At 42.4% G+C, this 23,105-nt stretch carries 20 protein-coding genes; 12 read left to right on the top strand and 8 right to left on the bottom strand.

Annotated features, from left to right (window positions below; translation table 11 throughout):
- Positions 1–199 precede the first annotated feature (199 nt).
- The 7 genes from EL633_RS00205 to EL633_RS00175 all read left to right on the top strand — a co-directional run bounded on the left by EL633_RS00205 (position 200) and on the right by EL633_RS00175 (position 7,076).
- On the top strand, positions 200–1,237 hold the full coding sequence (locus tag EL633_RS00205; RefSeq protein WP_126625263.1) for a GNAT family N-acetyltransferase: 1,038 nt from the start codon (positions 200–202) through the stop codon (positions 1,235–1,237).
- Positions 1,238–1,377: 140 nt separating this feature from the next.
- Positions 1,378–2,106, top strand: coding sequence for a DUF7873 family protein (locus EL633_RS00200; protein ID WP_126625262.1), 729 nt, complete (start codon positions 1,378–1,380; stop codon positions 2,104–2,106).
- Positions 2,107–2,814: 708 nt separating this feature from the next.
- Positions 2,815–3,195 (top strand): hypothetical protein, encoded by a 381-nt coding sequence (locus tag EL633_RS00195; protein WP_126625261.1) that lies wholly within the window; start codon positions 2,815–2,817, stop codon positions 3,193–3,195.
- Positions 3,196–3,443: 248 nt separating this feature from the next.
- Positions 3,444–4,196: a YybS family protein gene (locus tag EL633_RS00190; RefSeq protein ID WP_126625260.1), complete on the top strand. Its 753-nt coding sequence runs from the start codon at positions 3,444–3,446 to the stop codon at positions 4,194–4,196.
- Positions 4,181–5,056, top strand: coding sequence for an energy-coupling factor transporter ATPase (locus tag EL633_RS00185; RefSeq protein WP_126625259.1), 876 nt, complete (start codon positions 4,181–4,183; stop codon positions 5,054–5,056). Before EL633_RS00190 ends, EL633_RS00185 begins: the two co-directional genes overlap by 16 nt.
- Positions 5,049–5,957: an energy-coupling factor transporter ATPase gene (locus tag EL633_RS00180; protein WP_126625258.1), complete on the top strand. Its 909-nt coding sequence runs from the start codon at positions 5,049–5,051 to the stop codon at positions 5,955–5,957. Before EL633_RS00185 ends, EL633_RS00180 begins: the two co-directional genes overlap by 8 nt.
- Before the next feature lie 336 nt (positions 5,958–6,293).
- Positions 6,294–7,076 (top strand): TIGR01458 family HAD-type hydrolase, encoded by a 783-nt coding sequence (locus EL633_RS00175; protein ID WP_126625257.1) that lies wholly within the window; start codon positions 6,294–6,296, stop codon positions 7,074–7,076.
- Between the two features lie 18 nt (positions 7,077–7,094).
- On the opposite strand, the gene EL633_RS00170 is transcribed toward EL633_RS00175, so the two are convergent.
- Complete coding sequence (locus tag EL633_RS00170) at positions 7,095–7,436, bottom strand: hypothetical protein (RefSeq protein WP_126625256.1); 342 nt, start codon at positions 7,434–7,436, stop codon at positions 7,095–7,097.
- A gap of 257 nt (positions 7,437–7,693) precedes the next feature.
- Between EL633_RS00170 and EL633_RS00165 the strand changes: the two genes are divergently transcribed.
- A complete protein-coding gene (locus EL633_RS00165; RefSeq protein ID WP_126625255.1) occupies positions 7,694–8,725 on the top strand; it encodes an energy-coupling factor transporter transmembrane component T family protein in 1,032 nt (343 codons plus the stop codon).
- A 604-nt stretch (positions 8,726–9,329) separates the two neighbouring features.
- Here the strand turns inward: EL633_RS00165 and EL633_RS00160 are convergent.
- From EL633_RS00160 to EL633_RS00145, 4 genes are all read right to left on the bottom strand, one after another.
- Positions 9,330–10,724: a glycoside hydrolase family 32 protein gene (locus EL633_RS00160; RefSeq protein WP_126625254.1), complete on the bottom strand. Its 1,395-nt coding sequence runs from the start codon at positions 10,722–10,724 to the stop codon at positions 9,330–9,332.
- A gap of 27 nt (positions 10,725–10,751) precedes the next feature.
- A complete protein-coding gene (locus EL633_RS00155) occupies positions 10,752–11,486 on the bottom strand; it encodes a response regulator transcription factor (RefSeq protein WP_126625253.1) in 735 nt (244 codons plus the stop codon).
- A 5-nt stretch (positions 11,487–11,491) separates the two neighbouring features.
- Positions 11,492–12,577, bottom strand: coding sequence for a HAMP domain-containing sensor histidine kinase (locus EL633_RS00150; RefSeq protein WP_126625252.1), 1,086 nt, complete (start codon positions 12,575–12,577; stop codon positions 11,492–11,494).
- Positions 12,578–12,745: 168 nt separating this feature from the next.
- Positions 12,746–13,132 (bottom strand): FixH family protein, encoded by a 387-nt coding sequence (locus tag EL633_RS00145; RefSeq protein WP_126625251.1) that lies wholly within the window; start codon positions 13,130–13,132, stop codon positions 12,746–12,748.
- A 441-nt stretch (positions 13,133–13,573) separates the two neighbouring features.
- On the opposite strand from EL633_RS00145, the gene EL633_RS00140 reads away from it, so the two are divergent.
- From EL633_RS00140 to EL633_RS00130, 3 genes are all read left to right on the top strand, one after another.
- On the top strand, positions 13,574–15,295 hold the full coding sequence (locus EL633_RS00140; RefSeq protein WP_126625250.1) for an ArnT family glycosyltransferase: 1,722 nt from the start codon (positions 13,574–13,576) through the stop codon (positions 15,293–15,295).
- Positions 15,296–15,733: 438 nt separating this feature from the next.
- On the top strand, positions 15,734–17,242 hold the full coding sequence (locus EL633_RS00135) for a cache domain-containing protein (protein WP_126625249.1): 1,509 nt from the start codon (positions 15,734–15,736) through the stop codon (positions 17,240–17,242).
- Positions 17,239–18,399: a sugar ABC transporter substrate-binding protein gene (locus tag EL633_RS00130; protein ID WP_126625248.1), complete on the top strand. Its 1,161-nt coding sequence runs from the start codon at positions 17,239–17,241 to the stop codon at positions 18,397–18,399. The genes EL633_RS00135 and EL633_RS00130 overlap by 4 nt, the downstream gene beginning before the upstream one ends.
- A 40-nt stretch (positions 18,400–18,439) precedes the next feature.
- Here the strand turns inward: EL633_RS00130 and EL633_RS00125 are convergent, their stop codons facing one another.
- A complete protein-coding gene (locus EL633_RS00125; RefSeq protein ID WP_126625247.1) occupies positions 18,440–19,213 on the bottom strand; it encodes an alpha/beta fold hydrolase in 774 nt (257 codons plus the stop codon).
- Positions 19,214–20,244: 1,031 nt separating this feature from the next.
- Between EL633_RS00125 and EL633_RS00120 the strand changes: the two genes are divergently transcribed.
- Positions 20,245–21,498: a glycosyltransferase family 4 protein gene (locus EL633_RS00120; RefSeq protein WP_126625246.1), complete on the top strand. Its 1,254-nt coding sequence runs from the start codon at positions 20,245–20,247 to the stop codon at positions 21,496–21,498.
- A gap of 120 nt (positions 21,499–21,618) precedes the next feature.
- Here the strand turns inward: EL633_RS00120 and EL633_RS00115 are convergent, their stop codons facing one another.
- Together EL633_RS00115 and EL633_RS00110 are read right to left on the bottom strand one after the other, a co-directional pair.
- Positions 21,619–22,251, bottom strand: coding sequence for a PadR family transcriptional regulator (locus tag EL633_RS00115; RefSeq protein ID WP_126625245.1), 633 nt, complete (start codon positions 22,249–22,251; stop codon positions 21,619–21,621).
- Positions 22,252–22,376: 125 nt separating this feature from the next.
- On the bottom strand, positions 22,377–22,985 hold the full coding sequence (locus EL633_RS00110; RefSeq protein ID WP_126625244.1) for an HNH endonuclease: 609 nt from the start codon (positions 22,983–22,985) through the stop codon (positions 22,377–22,379).
- Positions 22,986–23,105 lie beyond the last annotated feature (120 nt).

Raw genomic sequence — 23,105 nt, 5'->3', positions numbered from 1 at the left:
ATGCAAGTTTTCTCCCGCCCACCTAGCGCTGACAGTGCTAGCTTGTTTTTTGAGGGGAAGGATGGTGGTCGCTACCGCAATTCTTCTCCTCAAAAAAGTTGTTGCGTGGAAGAATTGCACATGGCGTTATGTAGTATAAAATGGTTATGTATCAGGTAAACACAATGAAGTTAAAATAGTTGCTCAGGAGGAAGAAGGAATGAGTAGTCAGCACATACTGGTTACATCTATGGTAGATGAACAGATTCCTGCGATTATTGAGCTAATTCAAGCGCAAGAGCGGCGTTGGAAGCAACTGGATGGTCGGCTTAGTAAAGTACGTTCAATAGAGCAAATAGCTGCGATGATTCAGGACCACCTCAGTCAGGAGTCACCTCCTCTGATAGCTGTGGATGTGCAGAATCGTGTGCGTGCATATGTTCATCCTACTATCTGGCAACTTGATCCGGAAGATGAGCTGAGAGCATTTTTTGCAGAACGTAATGGTTTGGCGCGCTATCTGACCTTGCCTGATCCAGCTGACTCTGATGCTTTTCTGGTAGCGAGCACGCTTTTTGCTGAGTTAAGCCTACGCTGGAATAATCAACAGGTATATGGTGAGATGATGCGTTGGCCATGTTGTGATCTCTGGTTGGATAAATTACTTCATAAGCAAGGATTCCTGCTTGATAGTGAATTGGCCTATCAACGAAGTCCAATAAACTTGCCTGAAATAGTTACCTCCTCTAATGATTTGCAAGCACGTCTGGCCCGCCCTGAAGATGAAGAGATGCTGGTTGCATTATTTAAAGAAGAGTTAGTTTTTCATGAGCCTTATACTCCATTTGTACGTATGAGCCCTTCAGTTGAACGTGCGTTTCGCGATCGTCTAGCCTTACTCTGGTCTGGTAAAAGTTTAGAGGCGGGAGCACCATTGGTGATTGTGATTGAGCAGTCTGGAAAAGTAGTAGCGATGGCTGAAAATGACTTATACATTGTGGAGGGGGGTAAAGAAGAAGAACCATATTTTATGCCTGTTGGTTATTATTGCCATATTAATAACATGGGAGTAAGTCAGGAACTTCGTGGCCGAGGGATCGGTCGCGTGCTGTTAAAAGCAACGGTAGAGGCTTTTTCCAATGTGAAATTGGATGGCTATATCCTCTGGTTCAATCCAGACAATCCACTATCGAGTCGCTTCTGGCCACGACTAGGCTTTCAGCCCCTCTGGCGTACATATCAACGCCATTATAAGTAGCTAGCCAGGCTTTAACTCCAGGTTGGTACGATGCAGTCAAAAGAATAAGGCAGTATACTGAGAGTTGACAGAGCGACTTATACTAATTAATGTAGCAGTACCAAAATAGAATATAAAAAAACGTATGAGGGTTAAAAAGCATGAAGCTGAACCAAATCATCGCGATTGAAAAAGGCACGAAAAGCCGTTCGCTGCAGGAATTAACTGAATCCCATCATAACTTACAGAAAACTACATTGCTAGCTGGTATCTCCCGTACCTATCGTCCTAAGGACGAAGAAGGTGAACAATTTCCCCCCGAGTCTACCCGCGTACAATTACGTGCTGAAGAAGTTATTCGCACGACATCAGAAATGCTCACGAAATTGTTTGATGTAGTGGCTACCAAGGACTGGGCTAACTGCCAGGCTAAGGCCGATGTAATTATTGACGGTAAAATCTTATTAGCGCAAGTACCAGCAACGTACCTGCTTTTTTTGGAGAAGCAGCTGGTTGATGTGTATACCTTTATCAAAAAGTTGCCAGTGTTAGATGCTTCTGAGTTATGGACCTTTGATCCATCAGCTGATTGCTGGGCAACAGAGCCGGTTCAAACAGTAAAAACAAAGAAGATCCCACGTAACCATGTAAAGGCCGAAGCTACTGAGAAGCATCCTGCTCAAGTTGATGTTTATTATGAGGATGTAGTAGTTGGTAACTGGCGCACCATTAAATTTTCTGGTTCTTTACCTGCAAAACGTGTCAATGAGCTGCTCAATCGCGTTGAAAAATTACAAGAGGCTGTGAAATTTGCAAGAGAAGAGGCCAATAATCAAGATGTTACCGAACTGAAAGTGGGAGCTGCCGTATTTAATTACCTGTTTAGTTAAGCCAGTAATTAACTACAGTACAATTTAACAGGCAAAGGTATTGCAAGTAGAGTTGTCGTGTTTAACCAGACATAAATTTATTATTTGCATTTTTGCCAACATTCTTTTATAATTTTAGCTGGAGTATAAATTTAAGCTTAAATTAATTTTTACGGTAAAGACGTGAAGGGCAGGTTCGAATCCTGCACCCGCCATTCATGGCGGGGTAGCCCAGTTGGCAGAGGCAACGTCAGCGCCATCCAAGAATGAGATTATTACTCCAATCTCAGCATTCTCTGTCGAACGCCAAATCGTATGAAGACATTTAAACGTCGAGGTGCTAGTGCAATTCTGGCCCGGTCCGCTCTATTCACATGGGCCGGTAGTTTATCAAGTAGAACACGACGTACTAAAACTCAGATGTCTGTTTAAATGTGTTGGTGTGTGCAAATGGACAGAACATAGGGACCCGGACAGGCTACGTTCCGGGTCTCGCTTTTTTATGGAGAGATGCGAAAAGGCAGCAGTAAGCATGTACTGTTGTCCTTAGTACAGGATATTTTAGATAAAGATCAGAAAACAGGATCTGCTGAAAATTTGGTTCTGTTCGCTGATCTTTTTGTGATTTGTGATATTTCGTGTCGAAAATTTCCGCATCCGTGGTGGTGTATGGGTATTACAGTTGTGGAGGACATATTAGTCTGCATCAGGTTGTTGAGGAGGTTAGAGATGACACTAGTAATTCCATGCACCGAAAGATTTATTGAAGCTCTTGAAGGTTTCAACAAAGCTGAGCGTATAAGTGTAGTAAAGAAGGTTCGTCTGTTTGTCACCAACCCAACGAGTAAATCGCTTAAAGTACATCGTTATGCGGCACTCGATAATGTTTGGGAATTTTATGTCGATCGACGAATGCGTGTCCTCTTTGAGCGTTTCGAAGGTCAATTACATCTAAATGATGTTGGTTTTCATGCAATTCTGCAGAAGGCATGCCGTTATCGATATAATTCATATACACATGTACTGCATCTTGATGAGAATGTATCTTATTATGCAACCAGCCAGAGTTCACTAGCATCCCTTGAGGAAGCACGCGTTGCTCTCTTTTAGCAGGGTTTGATGTATTCAGCAATCGGCACGTGCTCATGTGCCGATTGCTGACATTAAAACAGTTTTTTTTGCACTCGGGTGCATGCATACATCGTTTACACTATGGGTGAGAGAGTTTCCTGAAGGTTGTGCTACATATGCTAAATACAGAAGAGATATGTGTGATAGATCATTGTTTGCCAACCTGATAAGAGATTAAAATATATGTCAGAGGACTAATTAAAAAAGAAAAATATGCAAGGTGTAGAATGTTCCGAAATTTGCAAGCCATCGAGATCGCAGAAGGCGCCCTATTGGCGGACATAGCCGTTGCTTTTCAATTTCTAAAAACTTTTTTGCCCGTTGGCGGTGGTTTTTTCTATGCCATGAACTTTATCGTTTTTACAATTTTAGTTTTGCGACGAGGGGTATATGTAGAACTATTAAGTATGTGTGTCGCGATCTTTGTAATGAGCATTTTTGTGGGCCCTTATTCCATCATTGCTTTAGTCACTCAAGGGTTGGCAGGTGCATTTCTTGGTTTTACATTGAAGCATCGCTTTCACTATATTCCTATTGCCTTGTCTGGGGCACTGGCAGGTGCTAGCTATATCTTTATATTAACTGTGGGTGTAGCCTGGCTAACTGGCATACCGTTTGACATCTATATAAACGGCCTTCACCGCACCTATAAGGCAGCCATGTCATTGATCGCTTTAACTGCGCAGCGTGTGGGACTTGAGGCAATGTGGCAACAGAACTTTTATCCCCATATGGTTACTCTTTCTCAATGGGCCTTTGATCATTGGGCCCTCGCCTATTATTGTCTACTACTAATATTCTTTGTGCCTGCGATTTTAGGAATATATGCAGTCGTTAATTCTTTTGTGCGTATGCTTGGTTATGATGTGCGTCCCATGCTGAGCGGGAAATCCAGGCGTTGGCTACAGCGTTTACGCCGACGAATAGTGAAGTTAGCTGTGAAAAGAAAAACGGAGCGTCAGCGATGGAGCAACGTATAGCCTCTTTACCTTTAATTGATGTCCAGCAAGTAACCTACAGGTATCCTGTACAGAATGCTGCGAAAGATCAAGAACTCTTAGTGGCAGTTCCAGCTTTGCAGAATGTCAATTTACAGATCCAGAAAGGCGAATATGTAGCGTTATTAGGACATAATGGTTGTGGGAAGTCAACGCTGGCCCGTCACTGTAATGCACTATTGCTTCCTGATCAAGGAAAGGTACTTATTGCAGGAATGGATACTAGAGATGTCGCGAAGCAAAATATGATTCGTGAACGGGTTGGAATGATTTTTCAGAATCCTGATAATCAATTGATTGCGACACTTGTTGAGGATGATATTGCCTGGGGACTAACAATTAGAGGATATCCACTCCAGCAAATTCGTGAGCGAGTAGCTGAGGCATTAGATGCAGTTAATATTCGTCATCTACGTCAGTTACCACCAGATAAATTATCTGGCGGTCAGCGCCAACGCCTGGCGATTGCTGGTATTTTGGCTTTACGACCACAATGTATTATTGCCGATGAGGCCAGCTCAATGCTTGATCCTTTTTCGAGGCAAGAACTGGCAAAATTGTTTGCGCAGATCCACCATATGTTTGGTCTGACCATCATTCAGGTGACCCATTTACTTGAAGAGGCCATCTATGCGCAGCGGATCGTTGTTATGGAGCGAGGTCAGATAATACAGGAAGGGACACCAGCACAAATCTTCTCAAATGTGGAACGGTTACGGGAGCTCAAACTTATTATTCCTGAGCCTTTAACTTTAGTGGAGCATTTGCGATCAGCCGGTTTTACTATTGCCGATCATGCATTAACCATAGAAGAGATAGCACAGGAGATTGCCAATGCCTGAAGCAATCATTCGTGTAAAGCACCTTTCGCATATCTACAAAGCAGCCCCATTTCCGAAGAAAGCTCTTAACGACATTTCTCTGGAAATTGTCCAGGGGGATTGTGTAGCAATTATAGGTTTTAATGGTTCAGGCAAGTCAACGCTTGTCCAGCATCTTAATGGCTTGTTACGACCCACGCAGGGCTCAATTTGGGTAGATGGGATTGACATAGGGGTTAAGAATATAGACCTGAGAGCTCTACGGCAACGGGTAGGAATGTTATTCCAATTTCCTGAGTCGCAACTCTTTGGTCGAACAGTCTACACTGATGTCGCGTTTGGTCCTCAGCGTATGAAATTAGGTCGACATGAAATTCGTACACGTGTAAAAGGGGCACTAAATATTGTAGGCTTACCGCATGAGGAATATGGCTGGCGATCACCATTTGAGTTGAGTGGTGGCCAGAGACGCCGTGTAGCCCTGGCGGGTATCCTGGCAATGTCACCACGCATTCTTATTCTAGACGAGCCAACTGTCGGCCTGGATGGTGAAGGGCGCTCAGAGTTCTATTCCTATCTGCAACATATTCAGCGCGAACAAGGTGTAACAATTATCCTGGTTTCTCATGATATGGCAGAGGTAGCAGCTATGGCGGACTGGTTGTATATACTCCATCAAGGCAATCTGGTGCAGCAAGGAACGCCGCGAACCATTTTTGCGGAAAGTGGGCAGCTACATGCCTGGGATCTAGCCGTTCCCCCTCTTCACGCATTATTAGAGGAGTTGCGCCAGCTGGGAATAGCCGTTTCAAAAGATCTTTTAACTGTTGATGAAGCCTTTACTTTTTTGCAAAAGTGGAAGTTGGAAAGCAGCTTCCGAATAGCATATTCGGAAGCTGAGGCAGATCACCCTCGTCGTTAGAGAGCAGTTGACCTGAGCAGAGTGAGCACCCAGGCTCTTTTTGCCTGCAGTGGCATGGACATTTGCAGAACGAACGATAGGGAACGTCCTGACTATGTGTCATACAATCTGGCAGCTCAGAGTGTTGGATGCACATCTTACATCTCGATAATTCGAACATTTGTATTATACACTATTTTTAGTGTCATTGAAACCATCAAAGAAACGGTGATGTCAATGCACTGACATATCAAGTACAATGTATTATTTACTAAGTAAAGAAATATTTTAATCAGATAGTAGTATATGAATTATTGTCATATGATGATGTTGTGCAAGCAGTAGAAAGAAAAAGAGATGCCGCCAATTCGTGGTGTTTTACTTGATATAGATGGAGTGCTACATGTGAGCATGCAGCCATTGCCAGGCGCTGCAGAGACCCTCTTCTGGCTAGACCAGGAAGGCTATAGTACCTACTGTGTGAGTAATACCACAACTATGTCACGGGAGACTCTAGCTCAGAGCTTGCAGCGAATTGGTTTGCCTGTATCCGAGCAGCGTATCATTACGGCCCCAGTTGCCGCTGCTCGCTATCTACGGCAGCATTTTGCTGGTAAGCGATGCTGGTTATTAACCAAAGGAGACACAGCTAAAGATTTTGCAGGTATTGAACTGGTTGATACACATGCGGATGTGGTGATAATTGGTGGTGCAGAAGAATTGCTGACTTACGAAACCATGAATGCAGCCTTTCGAATGCTTATGGATGGAGCAACTTTGTTTGCGTTGCATAGGAATCTCTATTGGAGAACGAAAGATGGCTTGCAACTAGATAGTGGGCCATATGTGAAGGCGTTAGAGGTAGCTAGCGGAAAAGAAGCGATTGTGTTTGGTAAGCCAGCCGCTACATTTTTTAAACAAGCTCTGGATACTATTGACTGTGCAGCCAATGAAACCATAATGGTTGGTGATGATATCGAGAATGATATTGGGGGAGCGCAAAGAATGGGGATGCGTGGGATATTTGTTTGCACTGGCAAGCACAAAGCTGACTCTCCTCTACTTGCCCGTATTCAACCTGAAGCAATTTTACCGGCCTTAGCTGATCTTTCTCATTGGCTAGCAAGCAATAACGCGTGATGGCTGTATATATAAGTGTCAGGTTGGAGACAGCCCATTACCTTTCATTGCAGGATGAAAAAAGGCAAAGCGATGAAAAAAGCGTTGCCCTAGTGGTTTACGTGGCGTCATGCCAGTTGTCGAAGGGATATCCATATTCCATACCTGTTCATGTAGGTCAATGATTGCTTTAACCTGTTGTTGTACTGATTCGGGAAGCATTTCAGAGACAATCGATAACGTTACCACAGTCGCGGCATCTATTTCGATGCGCTTCAAGTTAATGTCATGTGTGGTTGTTATATCTTGTTCGATATAAAGCCTTGTATCATTGAGCAGTTGATGAATGCGTTGTTCTTGTTGCGCCTGTGTTTCTGTCATGATAAATGCTCTCCTTCTCTATAGTAATGTGACTGAGACATTCCTATACGATATACGTTTCAAGGTACAAAATCGATGGCTTTTTTTGTACAATAAGAAATAAATATACTGGTAGAATTACTTTCTAAGCGAATCGGAGTACACACAGATAATGTCATAATGGCGACAGCACTTTTTTGAGTAGCAACTTTCTTGATACGTTAGATGTATATTGAAGCACTAATATTGCGCAAATAAACAATAAAAAAGGATATTATATGCTCAAAAGCATTTCATTTGGCACCTTTTATCCTGGTAATAGTGTACTGCATCGTTTGCAAGCACGTACTAAATTGATAGCAGCCATCTGGTTGGTAATCACGTTATTGATAGCCAATCACAGGCAGTGGCATTTGGCATCTTATATTATGTCTATTATACTCGTTATAGGTAGTATATTCCTTGCGCGTATCTCCCTGCGTGAGTTTGGAAGGCGACTCTGGCTGCTGATCTTACTCATTTTTTCAAGTATGTTTCTCTCTGTTTTTGGCTCTGCGGGTGATAGTCCGGTGATCTGGCACCTGGGTCCCTGGTTACCATCCTATGGCACAGTTAGCCAGAGCTTGTTTATCGTGGGATGTACTTTTCTTGGTCTTTTTGTGATAAGCTGGTTCCCTCCTCTGCGTTCCTGGTGCCAAAGAAAATTCTGGTTACGACTGATACGTAATTTATTATTATTATTAGTCATTGCGGACCTGTACTTTTTCTGGCTTACCAATGGTTTTGATCCCTCGCACCATATGACAATTGGGCCTCTTGTCGTTACTCAACAAGGAGCCTGGCTGTCTCTTGTAAGCTTTATGGTCTTTTTTGTGCTTTATACTTTCTCGACATTATTGACCATGACAACGTCTCCTATAGCCTTAATAGAAGGTCTTACATTACTGCTTTCTCCACTCAAATATTTGAAACTGCCTGTGGACGACTTTGCATTAATGATCCTATTAGCTTTACGCTTTATTCCAACATTACTTGACGAAGCGGATCAACTAATGAAGGCGCAGGTAGCTCGTGGAGCTGATATTATGCATGGAACCATGCGTGAACGTTTTCAGAGTCTGGCTATATTTTTTGTTCCTCTTGTTCAGAACACTTTGCGTCGTGCTTCAGAACTTGCAACCGCATTAGATGCTCGTGGATATCGCAGTGAAAGAGGACGTACGCTGCTTCATGAAAAGAAACTGGGAAAGCTTGACTACTATATTCTAGGTATTGTTCTTTGTCTTACGACAATCCCCCTGTTTTTATAAATGTGACATCTTATATTTTAGAGAGTGGCATCAATTTTTTTGTTATATAGGAATTTATCGATACATAAAGAGCAATAATGCTTTATTTTGTATTCTATAGTAGAAGTGATGTATTTTTCTCAACCAGAATGAACTAATTTGGATGAATCTCTACAAAACCTTAACGTGATATCAACTCTATCTTCCTCTGCATTCGATATCATTATTTACGGGGAAATGGCGTTACTAGAACGAGGCCTGGGGGGGCCAGTGTTCTGTAATGTAACGTTTTTCATGGGCATGGTACCGCTACGTTTGGTGGAAACTAACGCCTGTGGACAGAGCTGCTTGCATGGTGCACAGGCACAGATCTGGATGAAGCAGGAACAGAACATTCGCGATTTGTCTGTTTGGCCAACAGTTTATTCGCGAGCATGTTTTGATGAACGAAGTAGATGCCAGTGAAAGATGTTTCGGGGGGAATGTCTATTATCTGGCATTAAAGAGCTTATGGAGCCTCTTGAGACTCTATAGTTCTGGCGTGATCTCTGGTTTCCAGGGAAACAATAAAGGAGGGTCATTTTTGACTCTCCTTATTGTTTTTTGGAAGCTATCGAAAGAAGCATCAGGAATGCCAGATGGTATCCATTTCCCAAATATCCAGTGAATAGAGTTGAGCTTCTCCTTCGTTAGCAAAGAGAGCGAGACTTAGATGTTGTGGCATACTAAAATAGAAGCGTTCCGTCAGGCACATTTGCTCATCAACGAATATTTCCATAACAGATCCATCAAGAAAAATATGCAAGCGCCTTGAAAGTGTCTTGAGTTGTTGGAGTTCGCACATTTCTGCTTCGTATAGCCTTGAATTAATCCCTTGAAATTTGAATTCACTGACTAGTTGTGATTTTTGAACAGTAACAGTGATAATTTCTTCAGGATAGGAACTGTCTTGGATACGTAATCCCCACATGGACGTTGAGCCTGCATCAATTTCCAGTACAATCTCCAATGCATTTGTCGATAAATCTGTAATGACCATATTATCGCCGGTGATAGGTTGGGCAGGTATAGTATGGTGTTTGCGACGTAGTTGTTGGAGTTCTGAGGCAGGTTCAATTTTCAACTGGTGGCCTGAAGTCAATGATAGAATACGTGGTAATGACATGGCGCCAGCCCAGCCAGCAGTTTGTATCTCTTGATCTCCTCGTCCTTCGCGCAGCCAACCGAATAATAAACGTCTTCCTTGATCATCCTGCATTGATTGGGGGGCATAAAAATGGGTACTGGCATCTAGAACACCCCGGGTTTCTGGGGTAAAAGTAAAATTTTGATAAGTGCCAGTAAAGTAGTAGACAAGACCATCTGGTATGGAAGAAATGGTCAGAACATATTTATCTCCAAGGGGAAAGAAATCTGGACACTCCCACATGGTGCCGGTTTCAGCTTTATTCCCTATGCACAATGGTTGAATAAATTCCCAGGAGAGCAGATCGCGAGAGCGATAAAGTAAAACTGTTCCACCGACATCTTTGATCCCAGAGCCAATAATCTGATACCAGATGTCATCCTCCTGCCAGACACAATGGTCTCGGAATTCGACGACATCTAATCCTTCTGGCCAATGTTGGATAACAGGATTTTGGATATGCTTTTGCCAGGTAAGCAAGCCATCAAAGCTAGTTGCCAGGCATGGCAATTGCCGACCATGAGCATTGCCGCTGTAGACCAGAGTTGGTATTCCTTTATCATTAACCAGGCAACCAGACCAACAGCCATCTTCATCCGGTCCACCCGGAGTAGGACTTAATGCGACAGGCAAATGTGTCCAATGTAGCAGGTCATAGCTTACCGCGTGTCCCCAATGTATTTTTCCAAATAGAGGTCCATCAGGATTATACTGGTAGAAGAGATGATAGTCACCTTGCCATTGTACAAGCCCATTCGGGTCATTCATCCAATTCGTAGGGGATTGAAAATGATAGGCAGTTCGATGATGATCGCCAGCATGTTTGTGTATCATTTTTGTATCCTGTCATAGTTGCAGTAACTATAAATATGGTTCAGCTGAAATCAAGCCGTAGTGGATGGCGAAGCGGACAAGATGAGTAATATCATGCAGTCCAAGTTTTTCCATCACATTGGCACGATGAGCTTGAATTGTTTTGATACTTAAAACTAGTATATCAGCAATTTCTTGATTGGTTCTACCTTCAGCAACAAACTTCAAGACTTCAATTTCGCGCGGGGTAAGTATATTTAGAGCATGTCCTAGCGAAGTGTTCTTCTCCTTGCCCATATATTTAGGGCTAATAGACGAGATATCGGTCTGATCATGAGTAGAAACATAGGCCCGTATAAGTGTTTTGGCCAGGCCTGGATAAAGGTACACCTCACCTTGTGCCAGTGTACGTATCGCTGTACTCAGTTCTGTTGGCGCGGCTTTTTTGACCAGATAGCCAGAAGCGCCAATGCGTAAGGCCTGTAAAAAGTACTCTTCGCTCTCATGCATGGTAAGGATTAAGACCTGCGTAACAGGATAGAGCTTACGAATGCGCTGGCAAGCCTCCAACCCATCCATTTCAGCCATGCTGATATCCATCACAACAACATCTGGTGTGAAGCGTTGAGTCTGGGTGATAGCCTCTTTGCCGGTGCGGGCTTCTCCAACGACCTCCATATCTGACTGCGCTTCAAAAAGCAATTTGAGTCCCTGGCGTAATAAATCGTGATCATCGGCAAGGAGAATACGAATTTTTCCATGTGTTTGATGTTCGCCTGACATACATATTATCCTTTATTATTCTTCATGATTTTCCTGGAGTCGATTGTAGAAGGGAGTGGTAGAGTAGCCTGTACAATTGTCCCTCGTTCTGGGAGAGCGTTAATAGTGAGTGATCCACCTAGAGAGGTTGCTCGTTCACGCATGCCTAAGATACCCGTGCCCATTTTTTTTTCAGCCTGGTAACCAGTGCCATTATCCTGAATGGTTAGATAAATATTTTTTTCCTTCAATCCTAATGAAATAAGAGCCGTTTCAGCCTGAGCATGTCGTGCAATATTCGTCAGGCTTTCCTGAGTGATGCGGAAAAGAGCTGTTTCATAATTGGGAGGCAAAAGTTTCACAACGGGTTCGATTTGTTGAAGGTCCAGATCCACCTGTAATCGTAGTCTTTGTCCACTGTCCTCCCCCAACCAGCGAAAAGCCGCCAGTAATCCCAAATCATCCAGCACACTAGGTCGTAACTGCTGGGCCAGGATACGCACATTTTCCAGTGAAAGCCGGGTTAAATGTACCAGTTGTTGCAGTTCAGTGGATAGCTGTACATGTGATTGTTCTGCCATCCTGCTGGTGGTAAGTTGATGGAAGTGTTGATTAAGTACCTCCGCATGAATGAGTAGAGCAGTCAAATTTTGTCCAGCTTCGTCATGTAGTTCCATACCAATGCGCCGGCGCTCATTTTCCTGGGCCTGTAAAATGGTTCTTGTCTGTTCACGACGTACTTCTTCCAGGCGGTCCAGCATATTATTAAAAGCTTGTGCCAACTCGCTAATTTCCCATGAAGCGGTAGTGACAGTGGCTCGTTGTTGGGTATGTCCTGTTCCTATTGCTCTGATGGTCTTGAGCAACTCAAAGAGTGGATGGAAGCTAGCGCGCAACAAAAAAATATTGGCGAAAAGTGTAAAGAGAGCAGCTATGACAATGAAGATTGTATCGATCAGATAGTGGTGCATTTCTAGTTGATGGCTTGTAACCCAGAGTGCAGCCAATGTCTCTGCAATGAGCATAAAACTGTTTACAAGGATAACCTTTTCAAACAGGGATATGTGCCAGTTTTGAAGCCACGCCGTTAAGGGACGGAAAAATTTGCTCACCGAAATATGGCCACCTTCTATCTATCAACATTGAGCTCAGCTTGTTGTTTCGTGTTTTTGCATGCAAGTTCTCATAGTGCCGATTTTACCATAAAACAGTCGCAACGGACTCGCGTATAGGGACAATGACGTGGTGTCATAACTAATTTAGTGCGCAAGTGGCTTAAATCAAAGAACTATGACCTGTAAGGTTTTTTGTTGGGATATAAATCCTTGCGCCTGTGTTTTGATTGTTATTGACCATGGACCTGCCATATTCAGAGCAAGATTCACCTCATAATTGCCTTGGCCACGAGCAACCACACTACTTTGCAACGCAGGCATGTCCATATTAGTCATGTGAGCATTGGGGATTACCCGAGCCTGATCGATTGGTAAGCCATCGGGATCAGATAGATGTAATTCTAGCTTTGAAGGGCCAGTTGCGACAAATTGTTTTTGTGCCACTTCTACTTGTAGAAATGCTGGTGCATAAGGTTGATAGAAAAAAGCCAGCGTCAATGAGCTCGCACAAACTATCAGCAAAAGAAGCCAGAAAAAAGGTCTGATGCGCATATTACTCCACCATATTTACAAGATAAATATTTCTATCTTCATTGTATATGGACAATGGGACGGTGACAATATCACACCTTACTTATGAAATAACTGTGTGTTTAATCGTAACCTCCGCACGACATCTACTTGAAAATTTAATAGCCTTGCGTGATAACGTGCTCCACTAGAGAATATACCTAAAATAGAGCCAATGTCCATCCGGAAAACTACCTAATTTTGTCCCTAAGGGAGATGGTTATATAGATGCTTTCTGATCAGGTATAGTGAAAGAAGAAACCTCTCCTAGCAATACATTTTAGATCCTCTCTGGGATAATTTCCTGGAGAGCTCTGTTAATGATGAGCTAAAAAGAGAATTAACAATAACGTTAGCGGTATTCAATTTAGAATATGAGTAACAATACGTGTCTTGATTTTACGCTAATTGAGGAGGCATCCTTTGCCAGGTGCGCATATTTTCAAATATTTGAGACAGAATATTCATGGTTTTGTAGCTGCACTCATAATTACTTTTGCAGTTGGTATGCGCCTGATTTTAATTTTTCAGCATTGGCCGCCAACCAACGGTGATGAAGGTATTATGGCAACGATGGCTTACAACATTGCCTACAAAAATGAGCTTCCAATGATGTTTTACGGTCAGGATTACATGGGAGTAATAGAAGCTTATCTCGGAGCATTATTTTTTCATATTGCTGGTGGTCCTTCCCTGATGGCATTGCGCATGGGGGTAGTGCTTATGGTTGGTTTTTTCTTTGTCTGTATGTATTTTCTGATTAGTTTACTCTTTTCAAAAAGATTGGCCCTGGTGACGCTGGCATTGTTGAGTATTGGTTCAATTCCGTACCTGACACGTCAAACTATTGCAACAGGAGGGTCTTCACAGACCCTCCTGTTTGGCTCACTAGCATTCCTCATTGCTGCGTGGCTTGCGTATTCGTATCGACGCTATATGTCGGTCCGTACACATCTGTTTCGCCTTTCACTCTATGGTGTCTTTGGTGTGGTAGCTGGACTGGCCATATGGAGTGACATGGTTGTGCTGCCCTTTTTAGCGATGGTAGTATTACTGATGCTCGTATTTTGTTGGTATGAACTTCTAATCTGGGGTGGCTGGTTAGCAGGGATTGCTGGAGGTTTTATTGGTTTCTTTCCTTCCTTCTTGTATAGTATTCATAAAGGGCTGAACCCTTTGCTGATACTCCTCAATCAAGTGCATGGCACGGGATGGGCCAAAGATGATCCTATGGCTACAGTAGGGTTATGGCACAATCTCATAGAGACGATACAAGTAACACTTCCCACAGCGACTGGATTTCCTTTTTGCCCTGTTATTGAATATCCTTTTTTAGGAGATAATACTCCACGCACAGTTCAATGTAGGATCATTCAAACAATCTGGGGTGGTAGCTATCTGGTGTTGATCCTATTTGCACTGTTTTTTACTCTGCTTATGTTGCAGAATGTCATCCGAGATAGAAAAATCCTAGGTGAGGTTGAATGCCACACGCGCTTGGTGAGAAGGATTGCCCAGCTCCTAATGCTTGGTGGTGCTATTAGCGCCATTGTAGTGTTTATACATAGCACAGGTCCTGTTAATCAAGCAGGCTATCATGCTCGTTATTTAATTGGCCTACTCATAATATGGCCAGCGCTCATTGATCCGTTATGGAGTGCCGCAGGCCAAATAAACCCACGAGGTCATTGGCAGAAGTTATTGGTCTATAGTAGCCGGTGTATCCTGTACGTTATCGGCGCCATCCTGATTTCTGGTACCGTGATCGCATTTAGTCAGGTGTCCAGAGCCCAGACTGCCAATCAACAGCGGAGCCATCTTGTCGCACAGTTGGAGAATATGGGGATAACCCATATCTATATGGACTATTGGAGTTGCTATAGCTTGATTTTTGAGAGTCAAGAAAAGTTACTTTGTGGCGTTATAAACCATCATCTTAATCCTTCACATAATCGTTATCCAGCATATTACACTATAGTACATGCAGATAAAGCGTCCTCCTGGATGTGTCCCAAGTATGCAAACATGACAACTGCAGAATATGACTGTTTGGATTGGTTAGAGAAGTGGATAGTAAAGCAGACGCCTGGTAAATACAAACGTTACGAGATTGATAACTATATCTTATATCGCTACATGTTTTAGTTAATATATAAAAAATAATAGATTTGTAATTGGCTTCTTTATAAAAACACTAATGGCTTTCCGTCCTTCTGGAGTGGAGGAGGAGGGTTACGAGGGCAGCTCACGCTCCGTCATGGGCTACCGCCCCTGCACCCCGCTTTTTCCCTAGTGGACGAAGAGCCATTAGTGTTTTTATAAAAGCGCGATGGTTGCTGTAAAGTCCTGTTTTTCTCATAAAATATTGTGTATGCTTGCATATTTAGGTTATAGTATGTACAGTTATTTTTTTGGAACTATTAGATTAATAGTATAGACATTCATTTGCCAGATGAATGTTGGAGGGAGCGAGGAAGATCTCGCAAAGAGAGAACGTTTTGTATTATCTAACGCACGCAGATATCAATTTTGCACGTGCAGAGTTTGATAAAATCATAGAAGTATCTCAAAAGGAAATAGCATATGGCCTTATTTAAGAATGGATCTTCGACGAATAGAAGATTTACGCTTACGGCAAAGGTATCTGTCCTGCTTGTATTAGCTGTATTTGTCCCATTGATCATTACACTAATTGGTAGTGAGTTATTTTTACGCCCAACCCTGGTATCTCAGGCAAGTGCTCAGATGGCGACCGATGCAGAGACGCATGCCCAGGCAATTGACGCCCTTTTGATTGCTCGTTTGCAAGACTTACAATATATCAGTCGATATCGAGCAATTCAAGTTTATCTATCTGGTAATAATAAATATCAGAATCAAGCCAAAGATGAGTTGGCCGTAGGCAATCATCTGGATGCCAATTATGGAAACTGGACCTTATTTGACGGGAGTGGCAACCCTGTACTTTCATATCCAACCGCATTGCAGCGAGGGGTAGACAGAATTCCACGGTCTTTATTAACCCAATTACAAACTCACAATAAATCGCTCATTTCTGATGTCCATCTTGATAAGCAGACACACATGGCCTATGTGGATATGTACACATTAATCTCTGCTGAAAACAACCGCACAATTGGTTATGGTCGTGCGACATTTCACCTTACGGACATCTGGACAGCAGTGAATAACGCCACGAGTGCCGCACCTCGTAGCTATGCAATGATCGTAGATGGCAATGGAATGCGTATTGCATATACTAATCCAGATAAAACGTTAACAACATTACCAGCTCCTCTCTTTACATCTGTTGGGCCTATCAGTGATAGTTTGAGGAAGCAGATTGCTGAAGAGGACCTATATGGCAATACAATGACCAAAGTGAAAACCTTATCTGATCCTAAGTTAATGAATACCACGCGTGATGGAACTTCATTTGATTTTACTCCAGCTACCAAAAGTGAAGTGTATCAAGCCTATCAAGTGAAAGCGCATGTGGTGCCATGGTCCTATATTGTGCTTCGGCCCGTAGATACAATTACAAATGCAGCAACTCAGCAGGATGTCTATCTTGTGATCATCATAGTAATCGTTGCTGTGTTGGCCGTACTGGTTGGTCTTCTGGTTGGCCGCACGATTACAAAACCCATTTTATTTTCAATGTCCTCACTCTCCAGTAGCAGTGACATGTTAAATAAACTGGCCTCGCGGGAGCAAGTGACAGCGACCGAGCAAAAATGGATTGTTGAATCTTCACAAACTGCATTACAATCAGTGCAATATTACACAGAAGCGACTAATGTTGCAGCTCGCAAGCTAGACGAGATCGGGACGGAGCTACTCCATAACTGGGAGCGTGTTGATCCAATACAAGCTCAGCAGCGTTTGCGAGAAATTTTAGCGGCTGCACAATATATTGAAAAAGTTGCGATGCACCAGGAGAAGAGCAATCAAAGCTTATCGACTGCTATTCGTATTGCGACCCAGGTAACTGATCAATTAATCGAAGGTGCAACTTCAGCAAATGAAGCAGCCGTGCAGTTACAAGAAGTTATCAAACAATTACGCCAGGTGGTAGGAGAAACAAAATGAAGGAAAATTCAGGTATAAAGAAATTTGGCCGACGAAGGTCATTCCGGTACGAATTAATGGGGACCCTTCTTTTCTCCTGTATGCTGCTCGCATCCTGCTCGTTTGGAGATAATAGTGGTGTTGGTAATATCCCTTCTGGCAATGGTGGAAAGAATTGTACGCATGTGGGGGTATTTTTGCCTGATCGCACGACTTCAGATCGCTGGGAACATAATGATCATCCATTATTAGAGGAAACTATAAAGAAAGCAATTCCTGGAGTGAGCATTGATTATCACAATGCGAATGGTGATAGCGATGCACAGTTAACGCAAACAACGACTGGAATGGTAAATGGCGATTGTATTTTGGTAGTGGCGGCCCATGATAGTATCGCTGCTGAGCCAATTGTGGCACAGGCTAAAGCCCATAATATACCTGTAATAGCTTATGATCGTTTAATCCAATCTAAGGATTTGGATTATTATGTCTCCTTTAATAATACCAAAGTAGGGTCCTTACAGGCAAAATATATTGTTGATCATTATCAAACATACAAAACAGCAGACAAACCTGTTCGTATGGCGCTCATTAGTGGTTCACAGACAGATACAAACGCCCTGCTATTCAGCATTGGAGCACATTCCGTGCTAGATCCATTGCTAGCAACAAATGAATTAAAGATTGTCAATGAGGTTTTTACACCTGATTGGAGCAATACTACAGCTCAGACCGAGATGGAAGCAGTTTTAGCGGACAATCAGAATGATATCCAGATTGCATATGTAGCAAATGATGGTATGGCTGGTAGCGTAATTACCGCCCTAGAAAATGCGAAGTTAACAGGTAAAGTACTAGTGACCGGTCAGGATGCTACTCTTGGAGGGCTACGGAATATTTTGCAAGGCAAGCAAAGCATGACAGTATATAAACCGATTGCGAAAGAGGCCCAATCGGTTGGGGATCTAGTCAAGGCGCTTTATGATGGGAATGACGTAAAAAAGCTTACGGGAGAAAACACAACATCGACCTATAATGGTGGCCTTATTCCTTCAATTTTGGATGATCCAATATCAGTCGATATCCAGAATATCAAGCAAACGGTTATCAAAGATGGTTATGTTTCTATGTCGGATCTTTGTAAAGGTCTGCTACGTGGAAGTGGAAATGTGTGTTAGTTTATAGGAGGAGGGCAAAGAAAATTTGCCCTCCCTAGAATCAATTATGTTCCTGGATTGCCTGGCGTAAAAATGCCTCTGCTGGAGGATAAACAATATCAATTTCACTGATTTCCTGGTCATGATCAAGGTGATCAAAAATACGTAAAGTAATACCTTGAGCGTCAATCTCTTCCTGTTTCTCCAGCAGCGGTTTCGTAATACGCCGATCGTCTGAGCCGGAATAAATATAAAGTGGGCAGCGTATTGTGTCTGGATACACAATTGGCCAGCGAACAGTAGCCTGCCAGCAAGCAATCAAAGCCGGGATCGTGCGTTGTTCGACCCAGAGCATATCCTCATTATCAAATCCCAATTGTTTAAGGGTTCCTTCTTGCTGAGCTTTATCTATGATGCGTAGTTCTGAAATAATCTGATTGATACGTTCCTCAAAGTAAATGCGTCCAAAAAAGCTACCTGCGACGATTGCTCGTATGATACGTGGTGAACGTGAGGCAAGCAGTAGAGCAAGAGTGCCTCCGAAAGAGTGTCCCCATACAAGAAAATTTTCGACACCACATGCATCTACAACAGCAAAAATATCTGCAAGCATCTGCTCAATATGATATGATTTGGGATCAGTGGGACGAGCACTATCGCCGATGCCCCGGCGGTCCATGGTCACAACACGAAAATGATGACGTAAACGGTCAACATATCCAGTTTCATGCCAGATTTTGTGTGTCTCATCGAAACCCTGAAGGAGGAGTAGGAGTGGTCCTTCTCCCTGTACATCATAAACTATTTTTGTGCCATCGGTTGAAGTAAGAAACATCTATACCCCTATTCTTCATTAATATGTACCAAACTTTTAGCGAGCTTTTCAAGAAGAGAGTAAATAAGCATACTTCTTATACCATTCTCGTGAGCCCACAAACTGAATAATTATGTGTAGTAGATGAATATTCTCATCTACACATAGTGTATCATTTTTAGTATCTAACCAGATAAATTTAGTTAGCGGTTTGTCCATATTCCGAGTTATTATATCTTACTACAAGCTTTCTGTCGTTTGTTTGCAATTTCCCATGGTAAACTAGATAGTGTGACGCCTGAAAAATTGATATTTGTGAGCCTCAAGTCAGAATATTGAAGTATCTTTTCAGGCCTTTTGAAGATATTAAGATTATCAAACTTTGCTACAATGTCATGTTATATTCTATAGATCCTAATTTGGCAGAAAAGATATCTATGGTGTATAATATGGGCAGACAACCGATATATAATTATTGAGTTCCTGAGAAAAAGGGCATCCATTGATCCTATTACAGCTCTGGTAATGTTTTATGGCAAGTTATGTTTTCTCTCTGTAGTGATTATTTATATAAAAATTATCAATAAACTATTATTTTAGTATAAAATTCGTAAATCTTCAGATATTCCTCTTGCGCTAACTGCAGAAAAAGAAAAGAGATTTGCGATGACTATGGGACTGTTATCCCACCCTGACACCCCTACTGCATAGTTACTGAACTTCTTAAAATGTACATGTGGATATGCATATTAAGTTCAAGTATAGTAAACATATTCTGAATTATTTTGCAATCATCGTAAGGATTTTAATTGATAGTAGCCTTTACTACAGAATCTATATACATAAATGAAATTAGTTTTGCTAATTTTGGAGAGTTATAATCAGTTCTAGCTCATAAGAAATGCAAAATTGTGTTTTTGGTAAGTCTAGTGTTCCACTGTATGTAACTTTTTTTTGTTGACAATCGTGTAACTCTTGGGTGTAAAAAGCTCAAATAGATTGTAGAGTAACTTCGTAGCCTGGCACATATAAGCTAGAGTGAAGGGTTCAGTATGAAAATCGCACATATCGCCCCCCCTTGGATCTCAATTCCTCCCAAGAACTATGGTGGTACTGAGAACGTTATCTATAATATAGTTGAAGAGCAAGTTGCTCAAGGACACGACGTTACCCTATTTGCCCCTGGAGATGCTAAGACATCAGCGCATCTTGTATCTTTTTTTCCTCATTCCTTAATTGATGCAGGTGTACCATGGCAAGCTCACTTAAAGGCATATTACCATACTTATAAGTCAATTGAGTATATTAAAGAGCATCATTTTGATATAGTGCATTCTCATCTCTCTTCCAGCGCGGATATGTACACTTTTCCACTAGCAAACCATCTAGGGACTTCACACGTATCGACGTTACATAGCCGTTTCCCCTTTGATCGTGTCCAAAATTGGGTAGGTGATGCAGACGAATTCTTTCTGGAATGGTTAAAGTTGACTCCTTTAATTGCAATTAGCAAGAACGCTCAGGCTGAAATTACTATACCAGTCAACATTGTTGGTGTAGTTCACCATGGTTTACCAATGCAGCAATTTAAACCGACCGTGGATCAAGCAGAGAACTTCCTGGTCTGGTTGGGGCGGTTCGTACCTGAGAAAGGTGCCCATCACGCGATCAATATAGCAAAAGCGTCAGGTATGCGACTTGTATTGGCAGGTACTATTGACCGTCATATCGCCACATCGGTTGATTACTTTGAGCGAGCGATTAAGCCCCAAATTGATGGCAGACAGATCAAATATATTGGTCCTGTTAATACCAAAGACAAAATTGATTTATTAAGTCGTGCTCGTGTCTTTTTAAATCCTATTGAATGGGAAGAGCCTTTTGGGATGGTTATGATTGAAGCCATGTCAGTTGGTTGTCCCGTCATCACATTTGCGCGGGGGGCTGCGCCAGAAGTTGTTGCTCATGGTAAAAGTGGTTATCTGGTAAAAGATGTCAAAGAAATGAAACGAGCTCTGGCCCAGATAGATAAGCTTGACCGCAAACAAGTCCGAGCTCATGTTGAAGAGAATTTTTCTGCTCGTGTAATGGTTGAAAAGTACATGAGTATTTACCAGCAAGTTCGTGCGGCTCAGTTGTTGAAGACAGCTTCTTTAAATCGCTCAGTTGCTGATAGCATTGCGAAGATGCCAAAGATAGTTCCGCCAGTACCGTTCCCACAAATAGCGGATCCATTACTCGACAAATATCCCATTTCTCGTGTCTCACAACAGACACTTGAGGCAGAGCCAGATATTCTTCAGTAGCCTGGGATGCCAGCGCGCAATTACTTGTTTCAGACTTCTAGACAATCATGCTACATGAATTCCAAGGAACGACGGCAGATATCTTCTAGCTTTTTTGTAAGGTCTATAAGCTAAGAAGATCTATAGGGGATCTTGTGCTTCCGATGGATTGATGCCGCCCTTTTCAACTATCTCAAGTGCTTCATAAAGCCACTTAAGATAAGTCTGTTCAAAATCGAAAGCAAAGCGGGAAATGAGGCGGAAGTAGATATCTTCTTCGTTGTTTGTTTCCTGCGCGTATGGATTGGGGCGTCCACTGGTTTGTCGTGGTTGATCTGGAACTGGTATATATTGTGTATTTTTTCGATATTGAAATAGGCGTTGTTCATGTATGGCAATTCCAGTTCGTAGCGTCTCAGCAATGGCTGAGGGTGGAGCAAAAGAGCCAAAGGTGATCTTGAGTAAAAGCTCATCTCGTAATTGCAGCACGGCTGGTGGTTGTTGCTGCCAGTTAGTGAGCGCTTCGCGACCAGCTCTAGTGATAGAGTAAACCTTGCGATCAGGCCGTGATTCCTGTTCTTCACGTTCCATCTCTACCCAACCAAGTTCTTTCATTCGTTTCAGTTCATTGTAAATCTGGCTATGTGCTGCTGACCACATAGCGGAAAGTACTTGGTCAAAAAGACGTTTAAGGTCATAGCCAGAAAGTGGGCCCCAATAGGCCAGTAATCCCAAGACGCCATAAGTGATTGGATAAGCTTCAGGTCGATCCATAGCGTTGTTTTTCCTTTTGCATTGCCTATATTTTTTCTCGCCATAATTTTAGCATATTGTGCTTGCCCATCATATGTTTTCCTGGCCATAGTTATTAGAATAATAGAGTAAAAGCGTCATTCTGTTCAGGTAGAAATAAAATGCTCTGACTGTTTGCGATATGTACTACCTGGAAGACATTGCCATTTCCAGACGCGTTCCTGGAAGCCGTTCCAAGCTCCTTGCTCATGAAAGACTATGGCCAGGTCTTCCGGAAGATAGGCGCGAAACTCAGGTTGTTTGATTGATGTGACTAACTGATTCGCGAAGAAGAGGGTGTCTTCTTTATCATATATTTTGCCACCTGATCGTAGGAACTGATGATAAATGTTTGACTCAATTTCATCCCAGGATTTTTGCTTATTGACCAATTTTCGTGTTTCACAAACGATTGTTGCCATTGAGACCAATTCTTTTTTGCATTCAAAAACAGTGATGATGCCTTGTAAGGCATTAATGCCCATATGCATTACACTATGGCAGGCGGGACATACGGTCTCTAAATTCTTCAGTTGATGGTTATCCTCGGCTCCAATATGATTAACCTGCATAAACTTGCGGCAGGTCAGTGAACAATAGACGCATGTATAGTGGTCCTTCTCTAATACTTGACTGCGAATACGTTGCCAGTCCTCTGCATTTCTTTCTTTAAACCACTCACGTGCTGTCATAACAGATGGGCGCAGTATCTTCATTTTCTTATTCCTATCATTGCGATGATGATGTCTATCATAACATCCGTAAGGCCTCTTTAATAGAAATCTGCATGTAGTAGTACTATCAAGGACAGAGTTATAATTTTTGCCTTGAACAGA

The sequence above is a fragment of the Dictyobacter alpinus genome (genome assembly GCF_003967575.1).
Classification (GTDB): domain Bacteria; phylum Chloroflexota; class Ktedonobacteria; order Ktedonobacterales; family Ktedonobacteraceae; genus Dictyobacter; species Dictyobacter alpinus.
Note: the sequence above shows the minus strand (reverse complement) of the source record. Positions and strands in the feature narration are given on the sequence as shown.